At 71.7% G+C, this 19,847-nt stretch carries 17 protein-coding genes; 2 read left to right on the forward strand and 15 right to left on the reverse strand.

Features of this window, described 5'->3' with window-relative positions; all coding sequences use genetic code 11:
- Positions 1–2 precede the first annotated feature (2 nt).
- A complete protein-coding gene (locus tag ACZ6NZ_RS24340; protein WP_465860321.1) occupies positions 3–986 on the reverse strand; it encodes an ABC transporter substrate-binding protein in 984 nt (327 codons plus the stop codon).
- 33 nt (positions 987–1,019) lie between these two features.
- The gene (locus ACZ6NZ_RS24345; protein WP_465860322.1) at positions 1,020–1,853 is read right to left on the reverse strand and encodes an ABC transporter ATP-binding protein; all 834 of its coding nucleotides are present in this window, start codon (positions 1,851–1,853) and stop codon (positions 1,020–1,022) included.
- A gap of 112 nt (positions 1,854–1,965) precedes the next feature.
- Here ACZ6NZ_RS24345 and ACZ6NZ_RS24350 point away from each other — a divergent pair, with 112 nt between their 5' ends.
- Entirely contained in the window at positions 1,966–5,145 is a 3,180-nt protein-coding gene (locus ACZ6NZ_RS24350; RefSeq protein WP_465860323.1) for an AfsR/SARP family transcriptional regulator, read from the forward strand.
- 37 nt (positions 5,146–5,182) lie between these two features.
- On the opposite strand, the gene ACZ6NZ_RS24355 is transcribed toward ACZ6NZ_RS24350, so the two are convergent.
- The 3 genes from ACZ6NZ_RS24355 to ACZ6NZ_RS24365 form a co-directional block, all read right to left on the reverse strand.
- A complete protein-coding gene (locus ACZ6NZ_RS24355; RefSeq protein WP_465860324.1) occupies positions 5,183–5,983 on the reverse strand; it encodes a trypsin-like peptidase domain-containing protein in 801 nt (266 codons plus the stop codon).
- A 515-nt stretch (positions 5,984–6,498) separates the two neighbouring features.
- Positions 6,499–7,326, reverse strand: coding sequence for an ABC transporter permease (locus tag ACZ6NZ_RS24360; protein WP_366609544.1), 828 nt, complete (start codon positions 7,324–7,326; stop codon positions 6,499–6,501).
- Positions 7,323–8,303, reverse strand: a complete 981-nt coding sequence (locus ACZ6NZ_RS24365) for an ATP-binding cassette domain-containing protein (RefSeq protein ID WP_366609543.1) — start codon at positions 8,301–8,303, stop codon at positions 7,323–7,325. Before ACZ6NZ_RS24365 ends, ACZ6NZ_RS24360 begins: the two co-directional genes overlap by 4 nt.
- Before the next feature lie 298 nt (positions 8,304–8,601).
- Between ACZ6NZ_RS24365 and ACZ6NZ_RS24370 the strand changes: the two genes are divergently transcribed.
- A complete protein-coding gene (locus tag ACZ6NZ_RS24370) occupies positions 8,602–9,543 on the forward strand; it encodes a hypothetical protein (RefSeq protein WP_465860325.1) in 942 nt (313 codons plus the stop codon).
- A gap of 86 nt (positions 9,544–9,629) precedes the next feature.
- Here ACZ6NZ_RS24370 and ACZ6NZ_RS24375 read toward each other — a convergent pair whose 3' ends face one another.
- The 10 genes from ACZ6NZ_RS24375 to ACZ6NZ_RS24420 form a co-directional block, all read right to left on the reverse strand.
- Positions 9,630–10,094 carry a GNAT family N-acetyltransferase gene (locus ACZ6NZ_RS24375; protein ID WP_465860326.1) on the reverse strand — a complete coding sequence of 155 codons (465 nt, stop codon included), beginning with the start codon at positions 10,092–10,094 and terminating at the stop codon, positions 9,630–9,632.
- A 424-nt stretch (positions 10,095–10,518) separates the two neighbouring features.
- Positions 10,519–11,322 carry a methyltransferase domain-containing protein gene (locus ACZ6NZ_RS24380; protein ID WP_465860327.1) on the reverse strand — a complete coding sequence of 268 codons (804 nt, stop codon included), beginning with the start codon at positions 11,320–11,322 and terminating at the stop codon, positions 10,519–10,521.
- A 50-nt stretch (positions 11,323–11,372) separates the two neighbouring features.
- Positions 11,373–12,143, reverse strand: a complete 771-nt coding sequence (locus tag ACZ6NZ_RS24385) for an ABC transporter ATP-binding protein (protein WP_366609537.1) — start codon at positions 12,141–12,143, stop codon at positions 11,373–11,375.
- Entirely contained in the window at positions 12,143–12,886 is a 744-nt protein-coding gene (locus ACZ6NZ_RS24390) for an ABC transporter ATP-binding protein (RefSeq protein WP_465860328.1), read from the reverse strand. Before ACZ6NZ_RS24390 ends, ACZ6NZ_RS24385 begins: the two co-directional genes overlap by 1 nt.
- Positions 12,883–13,902, reverse strand: a complete 1,020-nt coding sequence (locus ACZ6NZ_RS24395) for a branched-chain amino acid ABC transporter permease (RefSeq protein ID WP_465860329.1) — start codon at positions 13,900–13,902, stop codon at positions 12,883–12,885. The genes ACZ6NZ_RS24390 and ACZ6NZ_RS24395 overlap by 4 nt, the downstream gene beginning before the upstream one ends.
- Positions 13,899–14,795 carry a branched-chain amino acid ABC transporter permease gene (locus ACZ6NZ_RS24400; RefSeq protein WP_465860330.1) on the reverse strand — a complete coding sequence of 299 codons (897 nt, stop codon included), beginning with the start codon at positions 14,793–14,795 and terminating at the stop codon, positions 13,899–13,901. The genes ACZ6NZ_RS24395 and ACZ6NZ_RS24400 overlap by 4 nt, the downstream gene beginning before the upstream one ends.
- Positions 14,792–15,985 (reverse strand): ABC transporter substrate-binding protein, encoded by a 1,194-nt coding sequence (locus ACZ6NZ_RS24405; RefSeq protein WP_465860331.1) that lies wholly within the window; start codon positions 15,983–15,985, stop codon positions 14,792–14,794. The genes ACZ6NZ_RS24400 and ACZ6NZ_RS24405 overlap by 4 nt, the downstream gene beginning before the upstream one ends.
- Before the next feature lie 52 nt (positions 15,986–16,037).
- Positions 16,038–16,442 (reverse strand): roadblock/LC7 domain-containing protein, encoded by a 405-nt coding sequence (locus ACZ6NZ_RS24410; RefSeq protein ID WP_030490280.1) that lies wholly within the window; start codon positions 16,440–16,442, stop codon positions 16,038–16,040.
- Between the two features lie 16 nt (positions 16,443–16,458).
- Positions 16,459–18,858 carry a sensor histidine kinase gene (locus ACZ6NZ_RS24415; RefSeq protein WP_465860332.1) on the reverse strand — a complete coding sequence of 800 codons (2,400 nt, stop codon included), beginning with the start codon at positions 18,856–18,858 and terminating at the stop codon, positions 16,459–16,461.
- Positions 18,859–19,110: 252 nt separating this feature from the next.
- The gene (locus ACZ6NZ_RS24420; RefSeq protein ID WP_465860333.1) at positions 19,111–19,593 is read right to left on the reverse strand and encodes a helix-turn-helix transcriptional regulator; all 483 of its coding nucleotides are present in this window, start codon (positions 19,591–19,593) and stop codon (positions 19,111–19,113) included.
- Between the last annotated feature and the right edge of the window lie 254 nt (positions 19,594–19,847).

Raw genomic sequence — 19,847 nt, forward strand, 5'->3', positions numbered from 1 at the left:
GCTCACACCGCGTACGTCTTGACGAGTTCGTCGATGTACTGCTTGCCGGAGAGCGGCCCGCCGAAGGTCCAGATGCCGTTGGGCATCTTGTGCAGGTTGCCCTTCTGCACGAAGGGCAGCGACTTCCAGATGGCGTTGCTGGCGAGCCCGTCGGCGAACACGTCGTCGCCGTCGGAGGCGTTGTAGAAGAGACGCATGTTCGGGTCCTTGAGCACGGTCATGCCCTCGACGTCGGTCTGGCCCAGGCCCCACACCTCATCGGTCTTGCCGGTCCAGGCGTTGGTGAGGCCGAGCTGGATGCCGATCTGGGAGACGAGCGCGCCCTTGCCGAACATCCGGATGCTGACGGTGCTGCCCTCCTTCCAGCCGTCGGCGATGGCGAACGGCTGGCCGGCGGCGCCCGCGTCGGCGATCTTCTTCTTGCCGTCGGCGATGGCCGTGTCGAAGTCGGCCAGCAGCTTCTCCGCCTGCGCGGTCCTGCCGACGGCCTTCGCGATCATGTTGAGGTCCGCGCGCATCCGGCCGAGGTTGTCGGTGGCGTCACTGGCCTTGGCGACCACGACGGGGACGAACTTCTCCAGCTGACTGACGATGGTGCCGCCCCGGTCGTCCTCCATCACGACGAGGTCGGGCTGGAGGGCGACGATCGAGTCGATGCTGGGCTCGCCGCGGGCGCCGACGTCCTTGACGCTCGGGTCGAGCTTCGCGGAGGTGACCCAGGTGCCGTAGCCCTTCGGGTCGGCCACACCGACCGGCATGACGCCCAGGCTGACCAGCATCTCGACCTCGCCCCACTCGAGCCCGACGACCTTGGTCGCCGGGGCCTTGAGGGTGATTTCCTTGCCGCGGCTGTCGGTGATGGTGACCGGCCCGCCGGAGGCCGAGGCGGAGGTTTCGGGAGTGGCGGTCTTCTCGGTGGTGCCGCAGGCGCCGAGTGTCAGGGCGGCCACGACGGCGACGAGGGCTGTGAAACGGGTACGGGTCATGACGGTCTTTCTCTGCTGGGGATGAAGGGTGTTTCAGACCAGAGCGCGGACCGCGTGTCGCCCGACGGGGCGGGTGGTGACCAGTCCGCTGATCGGATCGGTGGTCACCTCGATGCGGATTCCGTAGGTTTCGCTGAGGGCTTCCTCGGTGAACACGGTGGCCGGGGTGCCGGTGGCGCGGACCCGGCCCTGCTGCAACAGGACCACCTCGTCCGCCACGGCGGCGGCCTGGTTGAGGTCGTGCAGCACGACGCCGACGGCGACGCCGTGGTCGTCGGCGAGGTCACGGACCAGGTCGAGGATCTCCACCTGGTAGCGCAGGTCGAGGAACGTGGTGGGTTCGTCGAGGAGCAGCACCGGGGTGTTCTGGGCCAGGCAGGTGGCCAACCAGACCCGCTGCAACTCGCCGCCGGAGAGTTCGTCGACGGGACGGTCGGCCATCGTGGCGACGCCGGTGACGTCCATGGCGCGGGCGATGGCGGCGGGACCGTCCGGGTCCTCGGTGCGCCAGCGCCCCCGGTAGGGGTGCCGGCCGTAGCCGACGACGTCGTGGACGGTGACCCCGCTGGGCACCGGACGGCTCTGGGCGAGCAGGGTGACCCGCCGGGCGAACTCCCGGGACGGGAGGCTGGCGGCCGCGACGCCGTCGGTGAGGTGCACGATTCCGGCCTCGATCGGGTGCAGCCGGGCCAGGGCCCGTAGCAGTGTGGACTTCCCGCTGCCGTTGGGCCCCACCAGTGCGGTGACGGCACCCGCGCGGAGGCTGATCGCCGCACCGTGCACGACCGGCACACCGTGGTAGCCCAGACGGAGGTCGACGCCGGACAGGCTGCGCTCCCCGTTGACCGACGCCAACTCGTTCTGCATGAGGTTAGGCTAACCTAACCGGGTGACGGCCTGTCAAGCCGGTCGCGGCCGGTGACCTGCCGGACGGGCCGGTGCTCGTCGGCTCCGTGCACGCGTGGGGGATGCTGGGTCCGTGCACATCGCGACCCTCGGCCCACTCGCCGTCGACGGCAAGCCCGTTCGGGGTGAACGGCTCGCGGCGGTGCTCCGCGCGCTCGTGCAGGCGCGCGGGCGGGCGGTCTCGGTGGGTCTGCTCGTGGACGCCGTGTGGGACGGCGTCCCGCCCGACGACGCGACCGGCGCTGTCCAGGCGCTCGTGTCCCGCGTCCGTCGTCTCGGCCTGCCCGTGCTCGCGGTGCCGGGCGGATACCGGCTGCCCGCCGAGGAGATCACCGTCGACGCGGTCGAGGCGCGCGCGCTCGTCGATCGGGCCGGCACGGTGTTGCAGTGCGGTGACGTCGGTGCCGCCCGCGGCCTGGCCGATCAGGCGCGGGCCCTGTTCCCCGAGGTGCCCGAGTTGGTCAGCGCCGAGGACACCCGCCTGTTCGCGGAGGTCGCCGCACTGCGCGCGCAGGCGGCACTCGCCGGCGCCGGCCCGTTCGACGAGGCGGACCTCGGTCGACTCGCCGCGCGGACACCGCCGGACGAGCCGTCCGCCGCCCTGCTCGTCCGGGTGCTCGCCGCCCAGGGCCGGGAGGCGGAGGCGCTGGAGATGGTCGAGCAGCTGCGCGCCGACCTGGCCGACCGCTACGGCACCGACCCGTCACCCGTGATCACAAGCGTCCACCTGGCGTTGTTGCGCGGCGAACTCACCGCGCCACCCGTCGCGGCACCGCCTCGGCAACAGGCGCGGATCACGCTGCCCGCCGCGTGGCGCCGCCCCATGGCCGCCCTCGTCGGGCGGGAGCACGACGTCAAGACCGTCACCGACGCGCTCGCCCAGGCGCCGCTCGTGACGGTCGTGGCAACGGGCGGGGCGGGTAAGACGCGGCTCGCCGCCGAGGTGGCCAGGCGTACGGCGGCGGGTGGGCGGGCGGTCCGCGTGATCGAACTCGCCGGTCTGCGCTCGCCCGACGAGGTGCTGCCCACTGTGCTCGCCGCGTTCGGCGGTGCGGACACCACGGCGACCGGCGGCAACCTGGGTCTGGAGCGGCGGGTTCTCAGCCCCGAGGAGCGGCTGCGCGCCGTGGCCCCGGACCTCGACGGGCTGGTGGTGCTGGACAACTGCGAGCACGTGCTCGACGCGGTGGCCGTCGTCGTCGCGGACCTGGTCGCGGCGGCCTCGCCGGAGGTCGCGGTGCTCGCGACGAGCCGTGCGCCACTGGGCCTGGTCGGCGAGCTGGTGCACCGGCTGACCGCGTTGCCGGACGCCGACGCGCTCGCGCTGGTCGAGTCCCGGGCACGGGCCGGTGGCGCCGTACCGACGTGGGACACCGAGCGGGCGCTCGCCCTGTGCCACCGGCTCGACAACCTGCCGTTGGCCCTCGAACTGGCCGCCGCACGACTGCGACACATGCCGATCGACGACGTGCTCGCCGGGTTGACCGACCGGTTCGCGCTGCTCGACGACGCCCTGCGCGGCCTGCCCGAGCGGCACGCGAGCCTGTGGGCGCTCGTCGACTGGAGCAGGGAACTGCTCGCCGAGGACGACCGCGACCTGCTGCAACGGGTCGCGGTCATCCCCGCGCCCTTCACCGCTGACCTCGCCGCCGCCGTCGCACAGACCCCGGACGTCCGTCGCGGCCTGGCGACACTCGTCGAACAGTCCCTGTTGTCCCTGGTCGAGGGGGACGGCCCGCCGCGTTACCGCATGCTCGAAACGGTCCGTGAGTACGGCGAAGCCCGACTCGACGCGGCCGGTGCCCGACGGGCGGCCATGACCGGGATGGTCGCGTGGGCCCGCGAACGGGCGGTCGCGCTCGCCGGCCGATTCGTCGGCCCCGGCCAGGTCGAGGCGCTGCACCACTGCGCCGCCGAGCAGGACAACCTGCTCGCGGCCCTGCGTTGGGCGCACGCCGAGGACGACGAGCCGGCCACCGTCGACGTCGCGACGGCGCTGCTCCACCTCTGGACGGTGCGCGGCCTGCACCTGGAGGTCCTCGGGTGGGCGCGCGGGATGATGGGGGTCGACGACCCGGTCCGACGACGCCACTCGGCGATCCTGCACGGGCGTGGTGCCGGCCGACCGCTACCCGACGCCGACCGCCTCGCCTGGCTGTGCCTGCTGACCGGGGTGAACTCCGGCATCAGCGGTGAACTGCGGCTCGCGGTGCTCGCCCGGCGGGCACTGCGGACGCTCCTCGCCGAGCGCCCCGACGAGGTGTCGTCCCGGTTGACGATCCTCGCGTCCGCGCTGCCCCAGTTCGACACGTCCGACGCGGATCGCAGCGTGAAGGCGGCCGACGAGATGATCGCGCACCCCGACCCGTACGTGCAGGCACTCGGCTTGTTCGCCCGCGCCGCCGTCCGCGAGAACGGCGGCATGCCCGAGGCGTCGGTCGCCGATGCCGAGCAGGCATACCACCGCTTCGCGGTCGCCGGTGACCACTGGGGAATGGCGATGGCGGCGGGTGCCGTCGGGCAGTTCCTCAATCCCAGCGCCGACACCGGATCGGCCGAGTGGCTGGCGCGCAGCGTCCGCCACATGGAGATGATCGGTGCCACCCAGGACGCCCGGTCGATCCGGGTACGGCTGGACGTGCAGCTCGCCCTGAGCGGCGACGGCACGGCCGAACGACGACTGGTGGAGACGGCCGCCCCCGGCGACGGTGAGGCGGTGGACGCCGCGGTCGCCTGCCTCGGGCTGGCCCACCTGGCGTGGCAGCGTCAGCAGTACGACGAGGCCCGCGCGTGCGGTGCCCGGGTGACCCGGATCCTGCGCGGCTGGACGAGCCCGCAGCCACAGCCGCAGGCCATGCTGCGCGTCGCCGTGGCGGTCCTCGACCTGCGGGTGGCGCAGGCGCGGCCGGTGCCGGGGGACAACCCCGACGCGCACGCGGTCGCCCTGTTGACCCTCGCCCGGGGAGACGCACTCGCCTCGAAGGACCTGCCCATCATCGGCGCGTGGGCCCAGGGCGGCGCCGAGCTCGCGGCGTACCGCGGTGACGAGGCGACCGCGCGGGAACTGTTCACGCTCGCCACCCGGGTCGGCACCCACGTCGGAATGTTCTTCCCACCCGGGCGGGCCGAACGACTCGACGCCGCCCTCGCTGACGAGGAGCGGCGCGAGTCGTTGCTTGTCGCGTGGCGCGGCCGACCGGTCGCCGCCGCGGCCGCCCGGATCCGCGAGCTGATGAACGACCTGCTGGTCTAGAGCTCGGCGATGCCAGCCGGCACGTCCGAGACAGGCCTCAGAGGCGTTCGGCCATGACTGGCGTGAGGTTGACCGGAACCGCCGGGCCGCGGCGCTCGCTCACGACGAGAGGCTGGGCGGCTGAGGTCGAGGTCGTGGCGCTACTCGCGGCGAACACCGGCAGCCAGGCCCCGAACCGGGAGAGGACGTTCTCGATGGGGTTGAAACACATCCTGCCGTTCGTCGAGGCGACCACGATCCCGATCGCCATGACGCCGTTGGCGTCCTGCCGCCAGACCGGCCCACCGCTGTCACCACCAGCCGCCGGCACGGTGGAGCACAGGAGATAGTCGCGCATACCGTCGTCGTAGGTCAGCACCTGCCAGCTCGTCACGGTGCCTTCGGTCCACCCGGTGGTCCGCCCCATCTTGCCGATGACGAAGCCCTGGGAGAGAGCGCTGTTGCGGTAGTAGCCGGTCACCCGCCCGTTCCCTGGCGACCGGCCCGTCAGCGGGTCGACAACGATCTGCTGGGCGTCGTTGCCCGAGTCGAGCTGGACCAACGCTCCGTCGAAACTGTTGTCGCCCCAGTAGTCGCCGACGTTGTCGTTCCTGATCGCGTATCCGAAGCGCGCGTCGGTGCCGTAGACGATGCGTTGCGCCGCCGGCGGTAGACCGGCGATGCCGAAACAGTGCCCAGCGGTGGCGATGAACATGCCGGACGTGCCCCGAACGGCGTAACCGCCGGTGCAGTAGTCATTGAGGTTGTTCTTCTTCCCGAGGAACATCGGGTGTCCCGGCTTGAACATGTACCCGGCCGCGACCGCCGGTGCCGCCGTCGAGGCCAGGAGCAGTGCCATGACCGTAATAGACGAGGCGATGAGTCGACGTAACACGTAGTCCTCCAGAGGCTGAGACGAAGGGGTGACCGATGTCGGGTCGGGGACGACGTCGCTGCCGGCCCACAGCAGGTGGAGGTCCGGGCTGCCGCCGAACAGAGCGGCGCGGGGTTCGCCGCCCGGCGTTCGAGCCGTCCGGACGGACCCGTGCGCTTCGACGGACGGCAGCTCTTCCCGCTGACAACCTGGCAGTCGAGGATGCACGCGCTGCGTGGGCCGGCGGAGGTGTCACGGACCAGGTGCGCGATCCGCGCGGCCAACTGGTCGCTGCGGCGACGCCCGCGCCAGCGGTGAGCAGGCGGCGACGTGCCACTGTCGGTCGGCGGTGATTCCGCGGCGGGTGGTCCTCGACCGACCGCACCCGTAACTCCGCCATGGTGGGGAAATCATGTCGCACATAGCGACGTCGGTCAATGGATGTGGACCGGCATTCGGCCACGGCGCCGGCCCCACCGGGTGCCGACGCCGTGACCAGGTCAGATCTTCTTACGGTACGCCCGCAGCGCCAGCGGCATGAACACCGCGACGAAGCCGGCGCACCAGGCGAGCGTCCACCACACGTGGTTGCCCAGTGGGGCGCCGAGGAACAGACCGCGTACCGACGCCACCAGGTGAGTCATCGGGTTGACGTCCACGAACGTCTGCATCCAGCCCGGCAGGGTGTCCGCGCCGACGAACACGTTGGACGCGAAGCTCAGCGGCATGATCAACGCGAACATCACACCCTGCACGGCACCCGCGGTCCGCACCTTCATCGATACCAGCACCGGCAGCCAGCTCAGGCAGAGCGCGAACAGCACCGCGAGCAGACACCCGGCGATGGCCCGGAACAGGTCGGTCTCGATCCGGAAACCCATCACGTAGCCGATCGCGAGGGTCGACACGGTGACGATCACGTACCGGACGACATCGCCGAGGACCGCGCCGACCAGTGGGGCGGAACGGGGGATCGGCAACGACCGGAACCGGTCGAAAATGCCCTTGGCGATGTCGGTGTTGAGGTTGACACCGATCGCGATGGCGCCGGTCGCGATCGTCTGCGCCAGGATGCCGGGCAGCAGGAACTGCAGGTAGTCGTGGGTCGAGCCGGCGACCGCCCCGCCGAAGACGTACACGAAGATGATGAGGAACAGCACCGGTTGCAGGGTGACGTCGATGAGCGCCTCGGGCGTCCGCCAGGTCTTGATGAGGCTGCGTTTGGCGAGTGCCAACGAGTGCCGGACCAGTCGGAACGGTCGCGGGTTGGCGGTGATCGTCGACAGCGCCCGGTTCCGGGTGGATGGTGCGTCGGTCAGAGTGCTCATGCCGCGACCTCCGTGGGGCGGGTGGTGTCGTCTTCCGATGCCGTACGTCCGGTGAGGGTGAAGAACACCTCGTCGAGGCTCGGCAGGTGCAGGGAGAGTTCGGTGACCGCGATCCCGGCCGTGGCGAAGCGCGCGACGCTCTCGGTCAGGGCCGTGTCGTCGGTGACCGGCACCGCGAGGACCCCCTTGCGGATCTCGTCGGCCTGCGCGCCGGAGCCGACCTGGGTCAGGATCTCCGCGGTACGCGGCAGGTGCGCCGGGTCGGACGGCCGGACCTCCAGGGTCTGCCCACCGACCACCCGCTTGAGCCCGTCGGGAGTGTCGTGTGCGATCACCCGACCGTGGTCGATCACCGTGATCGCGTCGGCGAGCGCGTCGGCCTCCTCCAGATACTGCGTGGTCAGCAGCACCGTCGAGCCGTTGTTGACCAGCGTTCGGACCACGTCCCACATGTCCTCGCGCTTGGCCGGGTCGAGCCCGGTCGTCGGCTCGTCGAGGAAGATCACGTCAGGCGAGCCGACGAGGCTGGCGGCCAGGTCGAGCCGTCGCCGCATGCCGCCGGAGTAGGTCTTGGCCTGACGGTTCGCGGCATCGGTCAGGTCGAACCAGTCGAGCAGCTCGGCGGCCCGCCGACGGGCACCGCCGCGCCCCAGGTCCAGCAGGGTGCCGAACAACTCCAGGTTCTGCCGACCGGTCAGGTCCTCGTCGACCGAGGCGTACTGGCCGGTCAGTCCGATGCTCTGCCGAACGCGTTCGGCGTCCCGTACCACGTCGAAACCACCGATCCGGGCGGTTCCGCCGTCCGGGGTCAGCAGGGTGGAGAGGATGCGAACGGCGGTGGTCTTACCGGCGCCGTTGGGGCCGAGCACCCCGAGCACCGTCCCCCGGGACACGGCGAGGTCCACGCCCTGCAGCGCCCTCGTCTTCCCGAACGTCTTCACGAGACCCTCGGCCTCGATCACCAGGTCACTTGTCATACGTACAGCATGCGCGGGCCCGCTGACACCGCCCCGACACGCCACCGACATCGGCTGACACGGGCTGACACCGCAGTCGTCGAGGCAAAGGGCGACCAGGGTGTGCACGCCCACACCGACGGCCTGCCCCACGATATGCTGGCCACGGCAGAGCGCCTGCCAGCGCCCGATGTGGTGGCCCACGCCCGACCACATGCCCGGGGCCAAGAGTCTCCGACTCCGCGCCGATGTGTCGACTCTCGGCGTGCCGGTCACGTCGCCCGTTCGGTGAAGTGCGTGGGGCTGCACCGGAGGCGTCATGTCTGATCCCACCCCCCGACGGACCCCGGCCCCCGGACGCGCCCGCAAACGCGCCATCCGGGAGCACGCGGCGCGGGCTGGCGTTGCCTACTCGGAGGCGGCCCGGCAACTCGAGTCGGTCGGCCTTCGGCCCGGCGAAACCCTTTCCAGGTACGGGCGGACGATCTATCCGATCGGGTTCGACCCGCATCGTCAGCTGCTCGTCGAATACCGTGAACGGCGGTCGTTCGAGGAACGGGTGACGGACACCAGACGGGCCGCGGCCCTTCCTCATGGCCGGGCGCAGCACCTCGTCGAGCGGTTCCCGCCCAGCCGTGGGCGTACCGGCAGCGGGGTCGGCTCGCTCTATCACGGCGAGGGCCGCGCGGAACTGCTCGCGATGCTGTTCATCGTCATCGTGGCCGAGTCGCCGGGGTTGCTGCCGGAAGTGGGCGACCTCGCCTGGATCGCGGAACTCGGCGAGGACACCGCACTCGACACGGCCTGCGCAGACGTCGACCGAGAGGCCCGCCGCCTGCTCGACCAGGAGCCACTGGCCCTCTGGTCGCGCATCCAGAAGGCGCTGACCGTGGCCGGACGCAGCCCGGACGGGCAGGTCCGCCAGGAGGCGATCCGGCAGACAGCGCTGTTGGGCACGATGATGACCCCGCGACTGGGATACGCGGGCGAGCCGTACGTTGCGGGGTTGCCCGTCGTCGGGGCCCGGCAGATCCTCGACGCGTTGCTGATCGTCGCCGACGACGGGCACGCGCCGGGCACCCGGGTACGCCTGCTCACGCCGCCGCACGACGGGCGGTCCGCCACCATCATCGGTGCCCGCTGGGGTGCGTCCGGTCCACCGGTGGATTATCTCGTGTGGCTCGACGGGGCGACGGCGTCGCTGTCGGCCCGCCCCGACGACCTGATCGTTCTGGCCAATCAGGAGACCATCCCGCGGTGAGCAGGGGCGGTTGCCCCCAATCGGCCCTCCCGGGCTCGGTCGGATCCTCCTGAGCAGCTTCGTTGTCTGGACCACCGTCGTGTGGATCAGGCGACGGTCAGGCGGAACACCTGCCGCGAACCGCCCTCCGGACCGGGATCGACGGCCTCGGCCGCGGTGAAGCCGAGGCGCTCGTAGAAGGCGCGCGCGCCGCTGACGCCAGCGCCAGGGTGATCGGCGCCGAAGGTGACCACGTCGACGGAGCCTGGGCCCGGCCCGAACCTGCGCGCAGCCGCCGTCATCAGTGCACGACCGACGCCCTTTCCGCGCGCCTGCTCAGCAACGACAAGCCAGTGGACGTGGTGGGTCGGAGCTTTCGCCGTGAACAACAACCCACCCAGGAGATCGGATCCGGAGGAGACAGCAACGAGCGCTGTGGACCGACGAATGTGCCGGCGCACCGCGTCATGAAAGCCGCGATCCTCAACCATGGGGCCGAACCAACACTCGACCTGGGCCGCAAGGCGGAGGAAGCCGTCGAAGTCCCGCTCCTCGGCAAGCCTGACGAACACCCAACCAGTCTGACACCCCCCACACCGTGGTCGATCATGGAGTTGTGGTGGGCAACAAAAGCCCTGAACAGCAGCAATCCAGGCACCACAACTCCATGATCCACGAGGCCGACCGTGACCGGGCCCCGCGATCTTGCACTTTCTGTTGTGGCATAAGGGTCATTCCGCACCTATCGACAGCCGAAACTGCAAGATCGACGGGCGTGGGCGTGGGCGTGGGCGCGGCAGGGGCAGGGCTGGGGCGTGGGGCGTGGGCTCGCGAGGGTGTGGGGTGTGGGAGTGGGGTGGCCGGGCTCCCTTGTGGGGGAGCCCGGCCGGTGCGGCCGGCGCCGTCGTAGCGCTGTCCGGAGCGAAGCGGGGGGAGGTGCTGCGCGCGGGAGAGGTACGGCTGGCGTGACCGCGCTCCGCGCGGTGGTCCGCCTGCTCAGCTCGGCAGGCGACCCCGCGTGGAGACGAAGTGGTACGACATGACGGCGAACCCGGGGTCACGGAGCAGCCGTCGGAAGGCGTTCAGTTGCTGGGACGACACCCCGGCAGCCAGCAGATCCGGTTCCAACTGGCGGGAGTTGGTCTCGTAGAGCGACGTTCCGGTCGACCCGCCGGCCCAGCTCTGCGAGTGGGTGATGGTGTCCAGGTCGGTCAGACCGGCGAGGGCCATCTCGGTGTGCACGTCCTGCGCCCATCCCAGGTCGGCGCCGTGGTCTTCCAGGACACCCATCATGGCATCCATGACCTGCGCGAAGAGCTTCGCGGCGTCGTCGCTGGGCGCGGTCAGCACCCGCTGCGGCGCGGTGCAGTCGAACTCCTCGACCACCAGCCACCCGCCGGGCTTCAGCGCACCGGTGAGGGTGCGTAGGACCCGTCGTCGATCGGGAAGGTGCAGCAGCACCAGCCGGGCGTGGATCAGGTCGAACGCGTCCCCGGGCGGGGGTTCGGTGCGCACGTCGTGCTGGCGTACGTGCAGGTTGCCCTCGGCCACCAGGTGTGTGGGGTCGATATCGGTGGCCAGCACGTGCCCGTCGTCGCCGACCGCGCGGGCCATCCGCCGGGCCATCGAGCCGCCGCCGGCCCCGACCTCCCAGCAGGTCGCGCCGGGCTCCAGCACCGGGCGGGCCAGCCGACGTGTCGTGATCGGATCCAGGAAGGACTCCAGCGCGTGCATCTGGGGAACGGCGTCCGGCGCGCCGTTGTCGAAGGTGTACGTGTCATTGCTGGCAACGGTTGTCATCGGTGTCTACCTCTCCGTGCAGGGTCGGGTGACTCGAGAAGGTCGGGTGACTACGGGGTGTCGGCCCAGAGCCGAGGGGTTGCTCTGTTGGCCGGGCGCGGCGCGACGGCGGCGACGCTCACCATCGCCGCCAGCGGGGCCGGATCGCGGCGGGCCTCCGCGGTCGGCCGGTCGTAGACCACCCGGCCGTACTCCAGCACCGCCACCCGGTCCGCGAGCTCGATGGCGTGCTGGAGTTGCTGTTCCACGAGCAGCACTGTCAGGCCGTCCGCGGCGAGACCGTTGACGAGTTCGCGGACCCGCGCCGCCAGATCGGGCGAGAGCCCCTCACATGGTTCGTCGAGCAGCAGCACCCGGGGTTGTCCGAGCAGCGCACGGGCTATCGCCAGCATCTGCTGCTCGCCTCCGGAGAGTTCGCAGCCCCGGTGGCGCAGCCGCGCCGCCAGCCTCGGCAGCAACTCCAGGGTGCGGGCGACCGTCCAGCCTTCGCCGCCGGAGGTGGGGGCCCGCCACGGCGCGGCCGCCAGGTGCAGGTGCTCGGCCACCGTCAACCGGGAGAAGACCCGTCGGCCCTGCGGGACGAGGCCGACGCCGGACTGGGCGATACGATGCGGTTGTCGGCCGGCGACGTGCACACCGCCGATCTCGATGCGACCGCTGGACGCCCGCACCAGCCCCGCGATGGTGTGCACGAGCGTGCTCTTGCCCGCCCCGTTGCGGCCCACCACGGCCTGGATGCTGCCCGGTCGTACCCGCAGGCTGACCTCGTGCAGGACGATTCCGCCGCCGTAGCCGGCGCAGAGACGATCCACAGTGAGCATCAGGCCACCCCGTCGGCGTAGGCCTGCCGCACCAGCGGCGAGGTACGGATCTCGTCCGGTGTGCCGGCGGCCAACGTCCGACCGTCGCGCAACACCGTTACCGCGTCGGACAGGGCGTACACCAGGTCCAGTCGGTGTTCGACCAGCAACACGGCGACCGCCCTGGGCAGTGCCTGGAGCACCTCGACCAGCCGACCGACCTCGACGGCGGACAGCCCGGCCGCCGGTTCGTCGAGGAGCAGCAGGCGGGGGCGACCGGCCATGGCCATCGCGATCTCCAACTGGCGTCGTTGCCCGTGTGCGAGGTGTCCGGCGGGCACCGCCGCGACGGCATTGAGCCCCATCTGGTCCAGCAGCGGGCCGGCCAGGCGCTGTGCCGCGCGTCGGCGCCCACCCGGCCACCACCGGCCGTCGGGAATGGCCCGTGGCAGCGCGGCCACCACGACGTTCTCCGTCGCGGTGAGCGTCGGGAAGACCGCGGGTCGTTGGTGGATGCGGTTGATGCCCCGTCGGGCCCGGGCCGCCGGGCCGAGTCGACCGACGTCCCGTCCGTTGAACCGCACCGTGCCGCGGTGCGGCCGGATGGACCCGCCGAGGACGTTGAGCAGGGTCGTCTTGCCGGCCCCGTTCGGGCCGATCAGGGCGTGCCGCTGGCCGTCGTGGATGCACAGGTCCACGCCGTCGAGTGCGGCCAGCGAGCCGTACCGCACGCTGATCTTCTCGGCTTCCAACAGGCCGGTCATCGGCGCAGCTCCGCGACGTCGGCCTGGTCACGGGCGGCTGGCCGGTCCGGCTGTGACGTCGCGGCCCCCGGCGGGCGCAGCCGACCCCGGGCCCGGTTGACGCCGCTGGGCAGCAGGTAGACCGTCGCCACGAACAGCGCGCCCAGCACCAGTGGCGCGTGGCCGGGCAGCACCCCGAACAGCCAGTCCCGCACGGCGATGACCAACGCCGCACCCACCAGGGCGCCACCCACCGAGGCGGTGCCACCGATGACGACACCGAGCAGCAGCAGCGCGGAGGTGTCGAAGCCGAAGTCGGCGGGGGAGATGTACTGCTGGGCGACGACCAGGAGCGAGCCGGCGGCTCCGGCGATCGCCCCGGCGGCGATGTGCGCGCCGGACAGGTGCCACGCCACCCGGTGACCGCTGGCCCGCAACCGCGTCTCATCGTCGCGGCCGGCCCGCAGCACCAACCCGGCCCGCGTGCGCAGCAGCACCAGCACCGCGCCGATCAGCGTGGCCACGACGACCAGGGCGTACAGGTAACGGGCCTGGTCGTTGGCGAGGGCCGGGAGCCCCCAGAACGGGCGGACCGCGGGAATGCCGGCCAGCCCGTCCGTGCCGCCGGTGACCGACCGCCACCGGCCCAGGACGATGACGACGAGTTCACCGACGGCCAGGGTGATCATCAAAACGATCACCCCTCGGGCGTGCACGACGAGCGGCACGGTCAGCGCGGCCAGCAGCGCCCCGGCGGCCGCCGCGACGACGAGCTGCACGACGCCGACGTCGGAGACTCGGCTGCCGACCACGGCGCAGGCGTAGGCGCCGGCCGCGTACGGTGCGGTCTGGCCGAGGGTGGGCATGCCGGCGACGCCGGTGAGCAGGGCCACGCTCACCCCGACCAGGGCCAGCGCCAGCGTCCGGGCGAGGATCGCCGTGGTGTAGTCGTCGACCACCCAGGGCGCCACGACCAGGCCGACCAGGACGAGCGCGGCGACGCCGCCACGGACTCGCCGGATCACCTCATCCCTCATGCCGCCCTCCACCTGCCGGCCAGGCCACGCGCCCGCACGGCCAGCACCGCCGCCATGGCGGCGAACAGCAGAAACGGTGCGGCGGACGGCAGCAGCGCCACTCCCAACGTCTGGATCTCGCCGACCGCGAGCGCGGCCAGCAGGGTGCCCGCCATCGACCCGAGACCGCCGAGGACGACCACCACCAGGGAGAGCAGCAGCACCGTGTCGGCGGTGCCGGTGCCGGGGCCGATGATGGGCGCGCCCAGGACTCCGGCCGCGCCGGCCAGCGCGCCGGCGGCGGCGAGGACACCGGCCCGGATCCGGGCCGGACTCACGCCCAGGCAGGCGACCATCTCCGGGTCGTCGACCGCCGCCCGGACCAGCATCCCGGCCCTGGTGCGTCGCACCACCAGGTAGAGGGCGGCGGCGAGCACCGCCGCGACGACGATGAAGACCAGCCGGTACGCGGCGTAGCGGTGACCGGCGACCATCACCGACCCCTCCAGGGCTGCGGGCACCTGGACCTGCGGGTTGTCGGGTCCGAAGCCGGCGACGAGCAGGCTGCCGCCGGCCAACGCCACCCCGAACGTCAGCAGCGCCTGACTCAGATGGTTGCCGGTGGCGACCGGTGTGAGCAGGCCGGCCAGGAGCACCCCCGTCGCGGCGGCGGCCAGCACACCGACCGTCAGCGCCAACGCGAGGCTCACCCAGCCGCCGTCGAGCAGCGCCGCCGCGGTGTACCCGCCGATCGCGTAGAGCAGGCCGTGCGCCAGGTTGAGGATGTTGGCGACGCCGAAACAGAAGACCAGGCCCGACGCGGCGACGAACACGAGCAGCCCGTAGGCGACTCCGTCCAGTGCCGGGATCAGGTACGGGTCGATCCGGTTCGTGCCGGCCGCCACCACTATCACCGGCCGACGGTCGCGAGGTCACCCACGACGGTGTTGGACAGCGCCCGGCCGTCCTGGCGGACCTGCCGCAGGTACCACTTCTGCACCGGGGAGTGCGTGGTGGTGGAGAACTGCCAGGTGCCGCGCGGGCTGGCGATCTGGCCGAGTTGACCGATGGCCGTGTTGATGGCCTCGGGGGTCGGGTCGTTCCCGGCCGCGCCGATCGCCCGGTCGAGCACCGCCGCCGCGTCGTACGAGGCCAGCGCGTAGGTCGTCGGCGAACCGTCGTGCTTCGCCTTCCACGCGGCCACGAAGGCGCGGTTCTCGGCATTGTCGAGGTCGGGCGAGTAGTTGAGCACCGAGTAGATGTCCCGGGCGGCCTCGCCCTGCGCGTTGAGCACGCCGCCCTCGGTGAGGAACCCGGCCGCGTACAACGGGATGTCCTTGATCTCGGACTGCGCGTACTGCTTGACGAAGTCGACCGCGGCGCTGCCGGCGTAGAAGGTGTAGACGGCCGCCGCGCCGGAGGCCTTGATGCGGGCGAAGTACGGCAGGAAGTTGGTGGTGGCCGGGAACGGCGTGAAGGTCGTCTTGCCGTCGGCGTTAGCGAGCTTCCCGCCGATCTTGCCGAACGCGTCGGTGAAGCCGCGCAGCTCGTCCCAACCGCCCTGGTAGTCCGGGCCGATCGCGTACACGGAGCCCTTCACGTTGTCGCGGACGTGCTGGGCGATCGCCGCCCCGGGCTCGTCGGAGAGGTACGAGGTGTGCCAGACCCGGGAAACGTCCTTGAGCTCCGGCCGGCCGTTGGAGCCGACCAGGGGCACCTTCGTCTCGTTGAGCAGCGGGGTGACGCCGGCGACCGAGCCGCCACCGACGATGCCGGTGAGCGCGGACACCCGGTCCTGCTTGAGCAGCTTGGTCGCCGCCGGGACAGCGGTCTGCGCGCCGTTGCCCTCGTCGGCGACGACGAGGTCGACCTGCCGGCCGCCCAACTTGCCGTCGTGGGTGTCCAGGTAGAGCTGGAAGCCGTCGCGGATCTCCGTGCCAACAGCCTGGTACGTCCCGGACAGCGACGCGAGCAGACCGATCTTTATCGAGCCGCCGGCGCTGGTGCCCGGAGCGTCGTCGCCGCAGGCGGTGCTGGTGGTCAGCGCGGCGGCGAGCAGCGCGGCGGTGAGGGCACGGCTGCGCCAAGGCGTGGTGAGAGGCATGTCTAACTCCAGAGGAAGGGGAAGGGGTCTCCGGCGTGGGGGCGCCGGGTGGTCAGCGGCTGCGGGCGAGCGCCGCCCGGGCAGCGGGGGTCAGCGCGTCCCCGATGCGGTTGGCCAGCTCGGTCATCTCGTAGGAGACCTTGCCGACGTCACACTCGGGCGCGGCGAGCACCAGCAGCGAGGCGCCGTCGTTGAAGGCCATGGAGAACATGAACCCGCCCTCGAGCTGGGTGACGTTCGAGATCACCGCGCCGGCGTCGAAGAAGGCCGCCGCCCCCCGCAGCAGGCTGACCAGCCCGCTGCCCGTGGCGGCCAACTGGTCGGCCCGGTCCGGTGGCAGGTCTCGGGTGGCGGCCACCATCAGGCCGTCGCTGGAAATGGCGATCGCGTGGCTGACCTCGGTCGCGCGCGCCGCGAAATTGTCCAGCAGCCAGCCGAGATCCTGTTGGTCGGTCACGTGCTCTCCTGTCGCGTCATTTGTTACCGAGGTTGATCGGGGTGCGCCGTCGGTTGGCCACGCCCCGCGCGTACGCGGCCATCGCCGTGGCCACCTGCGCCGGGTCGCGGTACTCCGACCGTTGCTGCTGCTGGGGCACTGTCACACCGCCGGGCACGAGGTGCCGTTGCGGCTGGCGTTTGGGCAGGCCGGAGTTGGTGGTCGTGGCCACCTCGGGGGTGTGCGCCTGGGCGGCGGTACGCCAGGCGTCGTCGGCGGGGCTGGACCACTGCTGGCCGTTCTGGCCGTTGTGGCCGTCGACGACATCGTTCTGGAACCAGTGGTTGACCTGTTGGAAGATGAGCAGCTCCTCGGTGGGCGCGTCACCCCGGTCCGGCGGTGGGGGAGCTGGTCGGAAGACCGGCGCGGCCGGCAGGGTTCGTTCGGTCGGCGGGCGTCCGGCGGTGGGCTCGGGGCGCGGCTGGTAGGGCGGCGGCGGGCTGGGCGTGCGAGCTGCCCGCCGCGACAGCCGGCCGGGGGCGAGCAGGTACTCCTCCGGTGGCAGCGACCGGATGATCGCCGCGGGCAGTGTCGCCTCGGCGAGGATGCCGCGTCGGGGGCCGCGTCGCAGTTGGACGGTGATGCCCAGCCGCGCCGCGAGCTGGCCCACGACGACCAGCCCCATCGCCCGTACGGCGGCCACGTCGATGGCCGGAGGGTGCGCCAGCAGCTCGTTGAGTTGCTGCATCCGCTGCGTGGACAGCCCCACGCCCTCGTCGCTGATCTGGACGATGACGCGGTCTCCCAGGCTTCGGCCGCTCACCCAGGTCTCGCTGCCCGGCGGCGAGTACGTCGTGGCGTTGTCCATGAGTTCGGCCAGCAGGTGCACGACCTCGTCGACGGTCTTGGCGGCCACCGCGACGTCCCCGTCGATCATGCCGAGTCGGACCCGTGCGTAGTGCTCGATCTGGGACAGCGCGGCCTGGAGCACCTGTTGCAGCGGAACGTCGCGCTGGCGTACGCGCCCCACGCCGACCCCGCCGAGCACCAGCAGGCTGGCGTTGATCCGGCCCATCCGGGTCGCCAGGTTGTCCAGTGTGTAGAGCTGGTCGAGCCGGTCGGGGTCGGTTTCGTCCCGCTCGACCAGGTCGACCTGGGCCAGGACCGCGTCGACGAGTCGCTGTTCGCGGCGGCTCAGGTGGATGAAGATGTCGGCGGTGTTGGCGCGCATGACGGCCTGTTCGGCGGCTGTCCGCACGGCGGCCTGGTGCACGGCGCTGAACGCCTGCCCCAGTTCGCCGATCTCGTCGTCGCTGGACGGTTCGAGGGCGGCACTGGACTGCTGGTGGGCCAGCTTGTGTGGGTCGACGGCGGCGCTGCCGGGCTGTTGGAGCTGGGCCACCACGGCGGGGAGTTGTTCGAAGGCAACGGCGTTGGCCGCGTCCCGCAGCCGGCGCAGCCGTCGGGTGATCTGCCGTGCGACGGCCCAGGTCACCAACGCGGTGAGGATCAGGGCCAGGAGGACGCTGGCCGCCTCGGCCACGGCGCGGCGGCGCTGGTCGGCGTGCGCGGCCCGGACGTCGTCGCGGACCGCGTCGTCGACCCGGGCGCGCAGGTCGGCCAGCCGGGCGGCGCGCGTCTGGGTGGTGGACACCCAGTCGTCGGTCTCCAGTTTCAGTCGCGACCCCGGCTGGGCCCGGGCGACCTCGTCCTGCATCCGTTGCAGGGCCAGCGCCTCCTTGCCGGTGCCGGCCTGCTCCCACCAGACGCTCCAGTCGGGCGGGGCCAGGGCCAGGAACGACAGGCTCGACTCGGTGTAGCTGGTGCGGGCGGCGGTGATGTCCTGTTGCATGGCCGGGGTCAGGTCGCCGCCCGCGACGGCGCGCAGCACGGCCACCTGTTGCTGACCGATGGCCTCGGCCGTCTTCGACAGCGCCGCCGAGGCCCGGATCCCGTCGGCGAGTGGGGCGTCCACCACGCCGTGTGAGACGTTCTCCCGGAAGGTGATGAGGTCGGCGATCGCGATGCGGTAGCTGAAGGTCATCGCCGACACCGACGCGTGCGTGGCGGTGCGCACCTGGGTGCGCAGCGGGGCGAGGCCGTTCAGGGCGTCGTCGATGCGCCGCAGGAGAGTCGAGCTGGTGCCGTTGTCGGTGGTCAGTCGGTCACGCTGCTCGCGGTAGCGGGCGACGGCGTCATCGGTGGCGGCCAGCTCCACGCCGAAGGCGTCCTGCTGCTCGGGCTGGGCGTAGGTGAGCAGGTCGGCGGCGGCGATGCGTTCGCGTTGCAGGCGGTAGGCCAGGTTGCCGGCCTCGGCACCGACCTGGGTCAGGATCTGCAGGTCGCTGGCGCGGGCCGTCTGGCGTGCGCTCTCGGTCAGTGCGAGACCGGCGAAGCCGATCACGGCGACGAGCGGGGCCGCGACGATGAGCCGCATCCGGCCGGCTATCTTCCAACCGCGTCGGCGGGTCGGGTAGGGTCTGGCCGCGTGGGACCGGGTGCTCGACGCCAAGATTGACTCCCACGACTCGTCGATGACGGTCTATCCGCACGTTGCCGAATGCAAGTCCCATTCGGCCGGAAGCCGCGCTCATAGGCCAGACCTGGCCGTGGTACAAACTGCCCGTACCAGTATCTGTACCCAACGTCAGCGGCCGGTGACGCCGCGGCGTCGGGCCGGGTCGTCGGGTCAGCCCTGGTTGTCGAGGGGTTCGGCCGACGGGTGCCGCCGCTCCGGTTCATCCGGTTCGGGTTGACCGTTGAGCACCTGGCCGATCAGCTCACGCAGCTCGTCGATCGCGTCCACCACGGCGCCCGGGTCGCGCGCGTCACGCCGGCCGCGCTGACGCGGCACCTGCCGATCCAGTCGGGCTGGCTCCGGCGCGCGGGGGCCTCGGCGACCGTCGGCCGCCAACTGCTCGGCCGCGACCTGCGGCCACAGCGCGGCCAGGCGGCCACCGGTGCCGAGCACATCGTCGCAGCGCAGTGCGAACTCGTGACTGCCGAACCGGCGACCTGACTCGACCGCCGCGACCGTCTCCCGGCTGAACCGCACCAGGTCCGCCAGGGCTCGTTGGGTCAGACCCCGTTGGACGCGGCAGTCGCGCAACTCCCGTCGGAACCGGTGACTGGCCGCAGAGTGAGCCGAGCTCGACGGGGACGTGTGCTCCATGCGCTCACCTTCGTGGAACGGACATTCAGCGGCGGACGCCAGATCGAGATTGGCCGATGAGCCGAACATTCACAGAGGGCAATTCTTAACCCAGGAAGCGATGGGTGTGAAGACGTTCACCGGCATGGATCGTCGGGGAAAGTGGAAAAGGTTCTCGCCGGACCCGGTGCCGGCGCTCGGGCGCGCTGGGTGGAACGGGTCGACGCCGGCCCACCCCACCCTCGATCCGTCCGCAGGTCAGCACCGTTGGGGCC

The sequence above is a fragment of the Micromonospora sp. NPDC047756 genome (assembly GCF_055587245.1).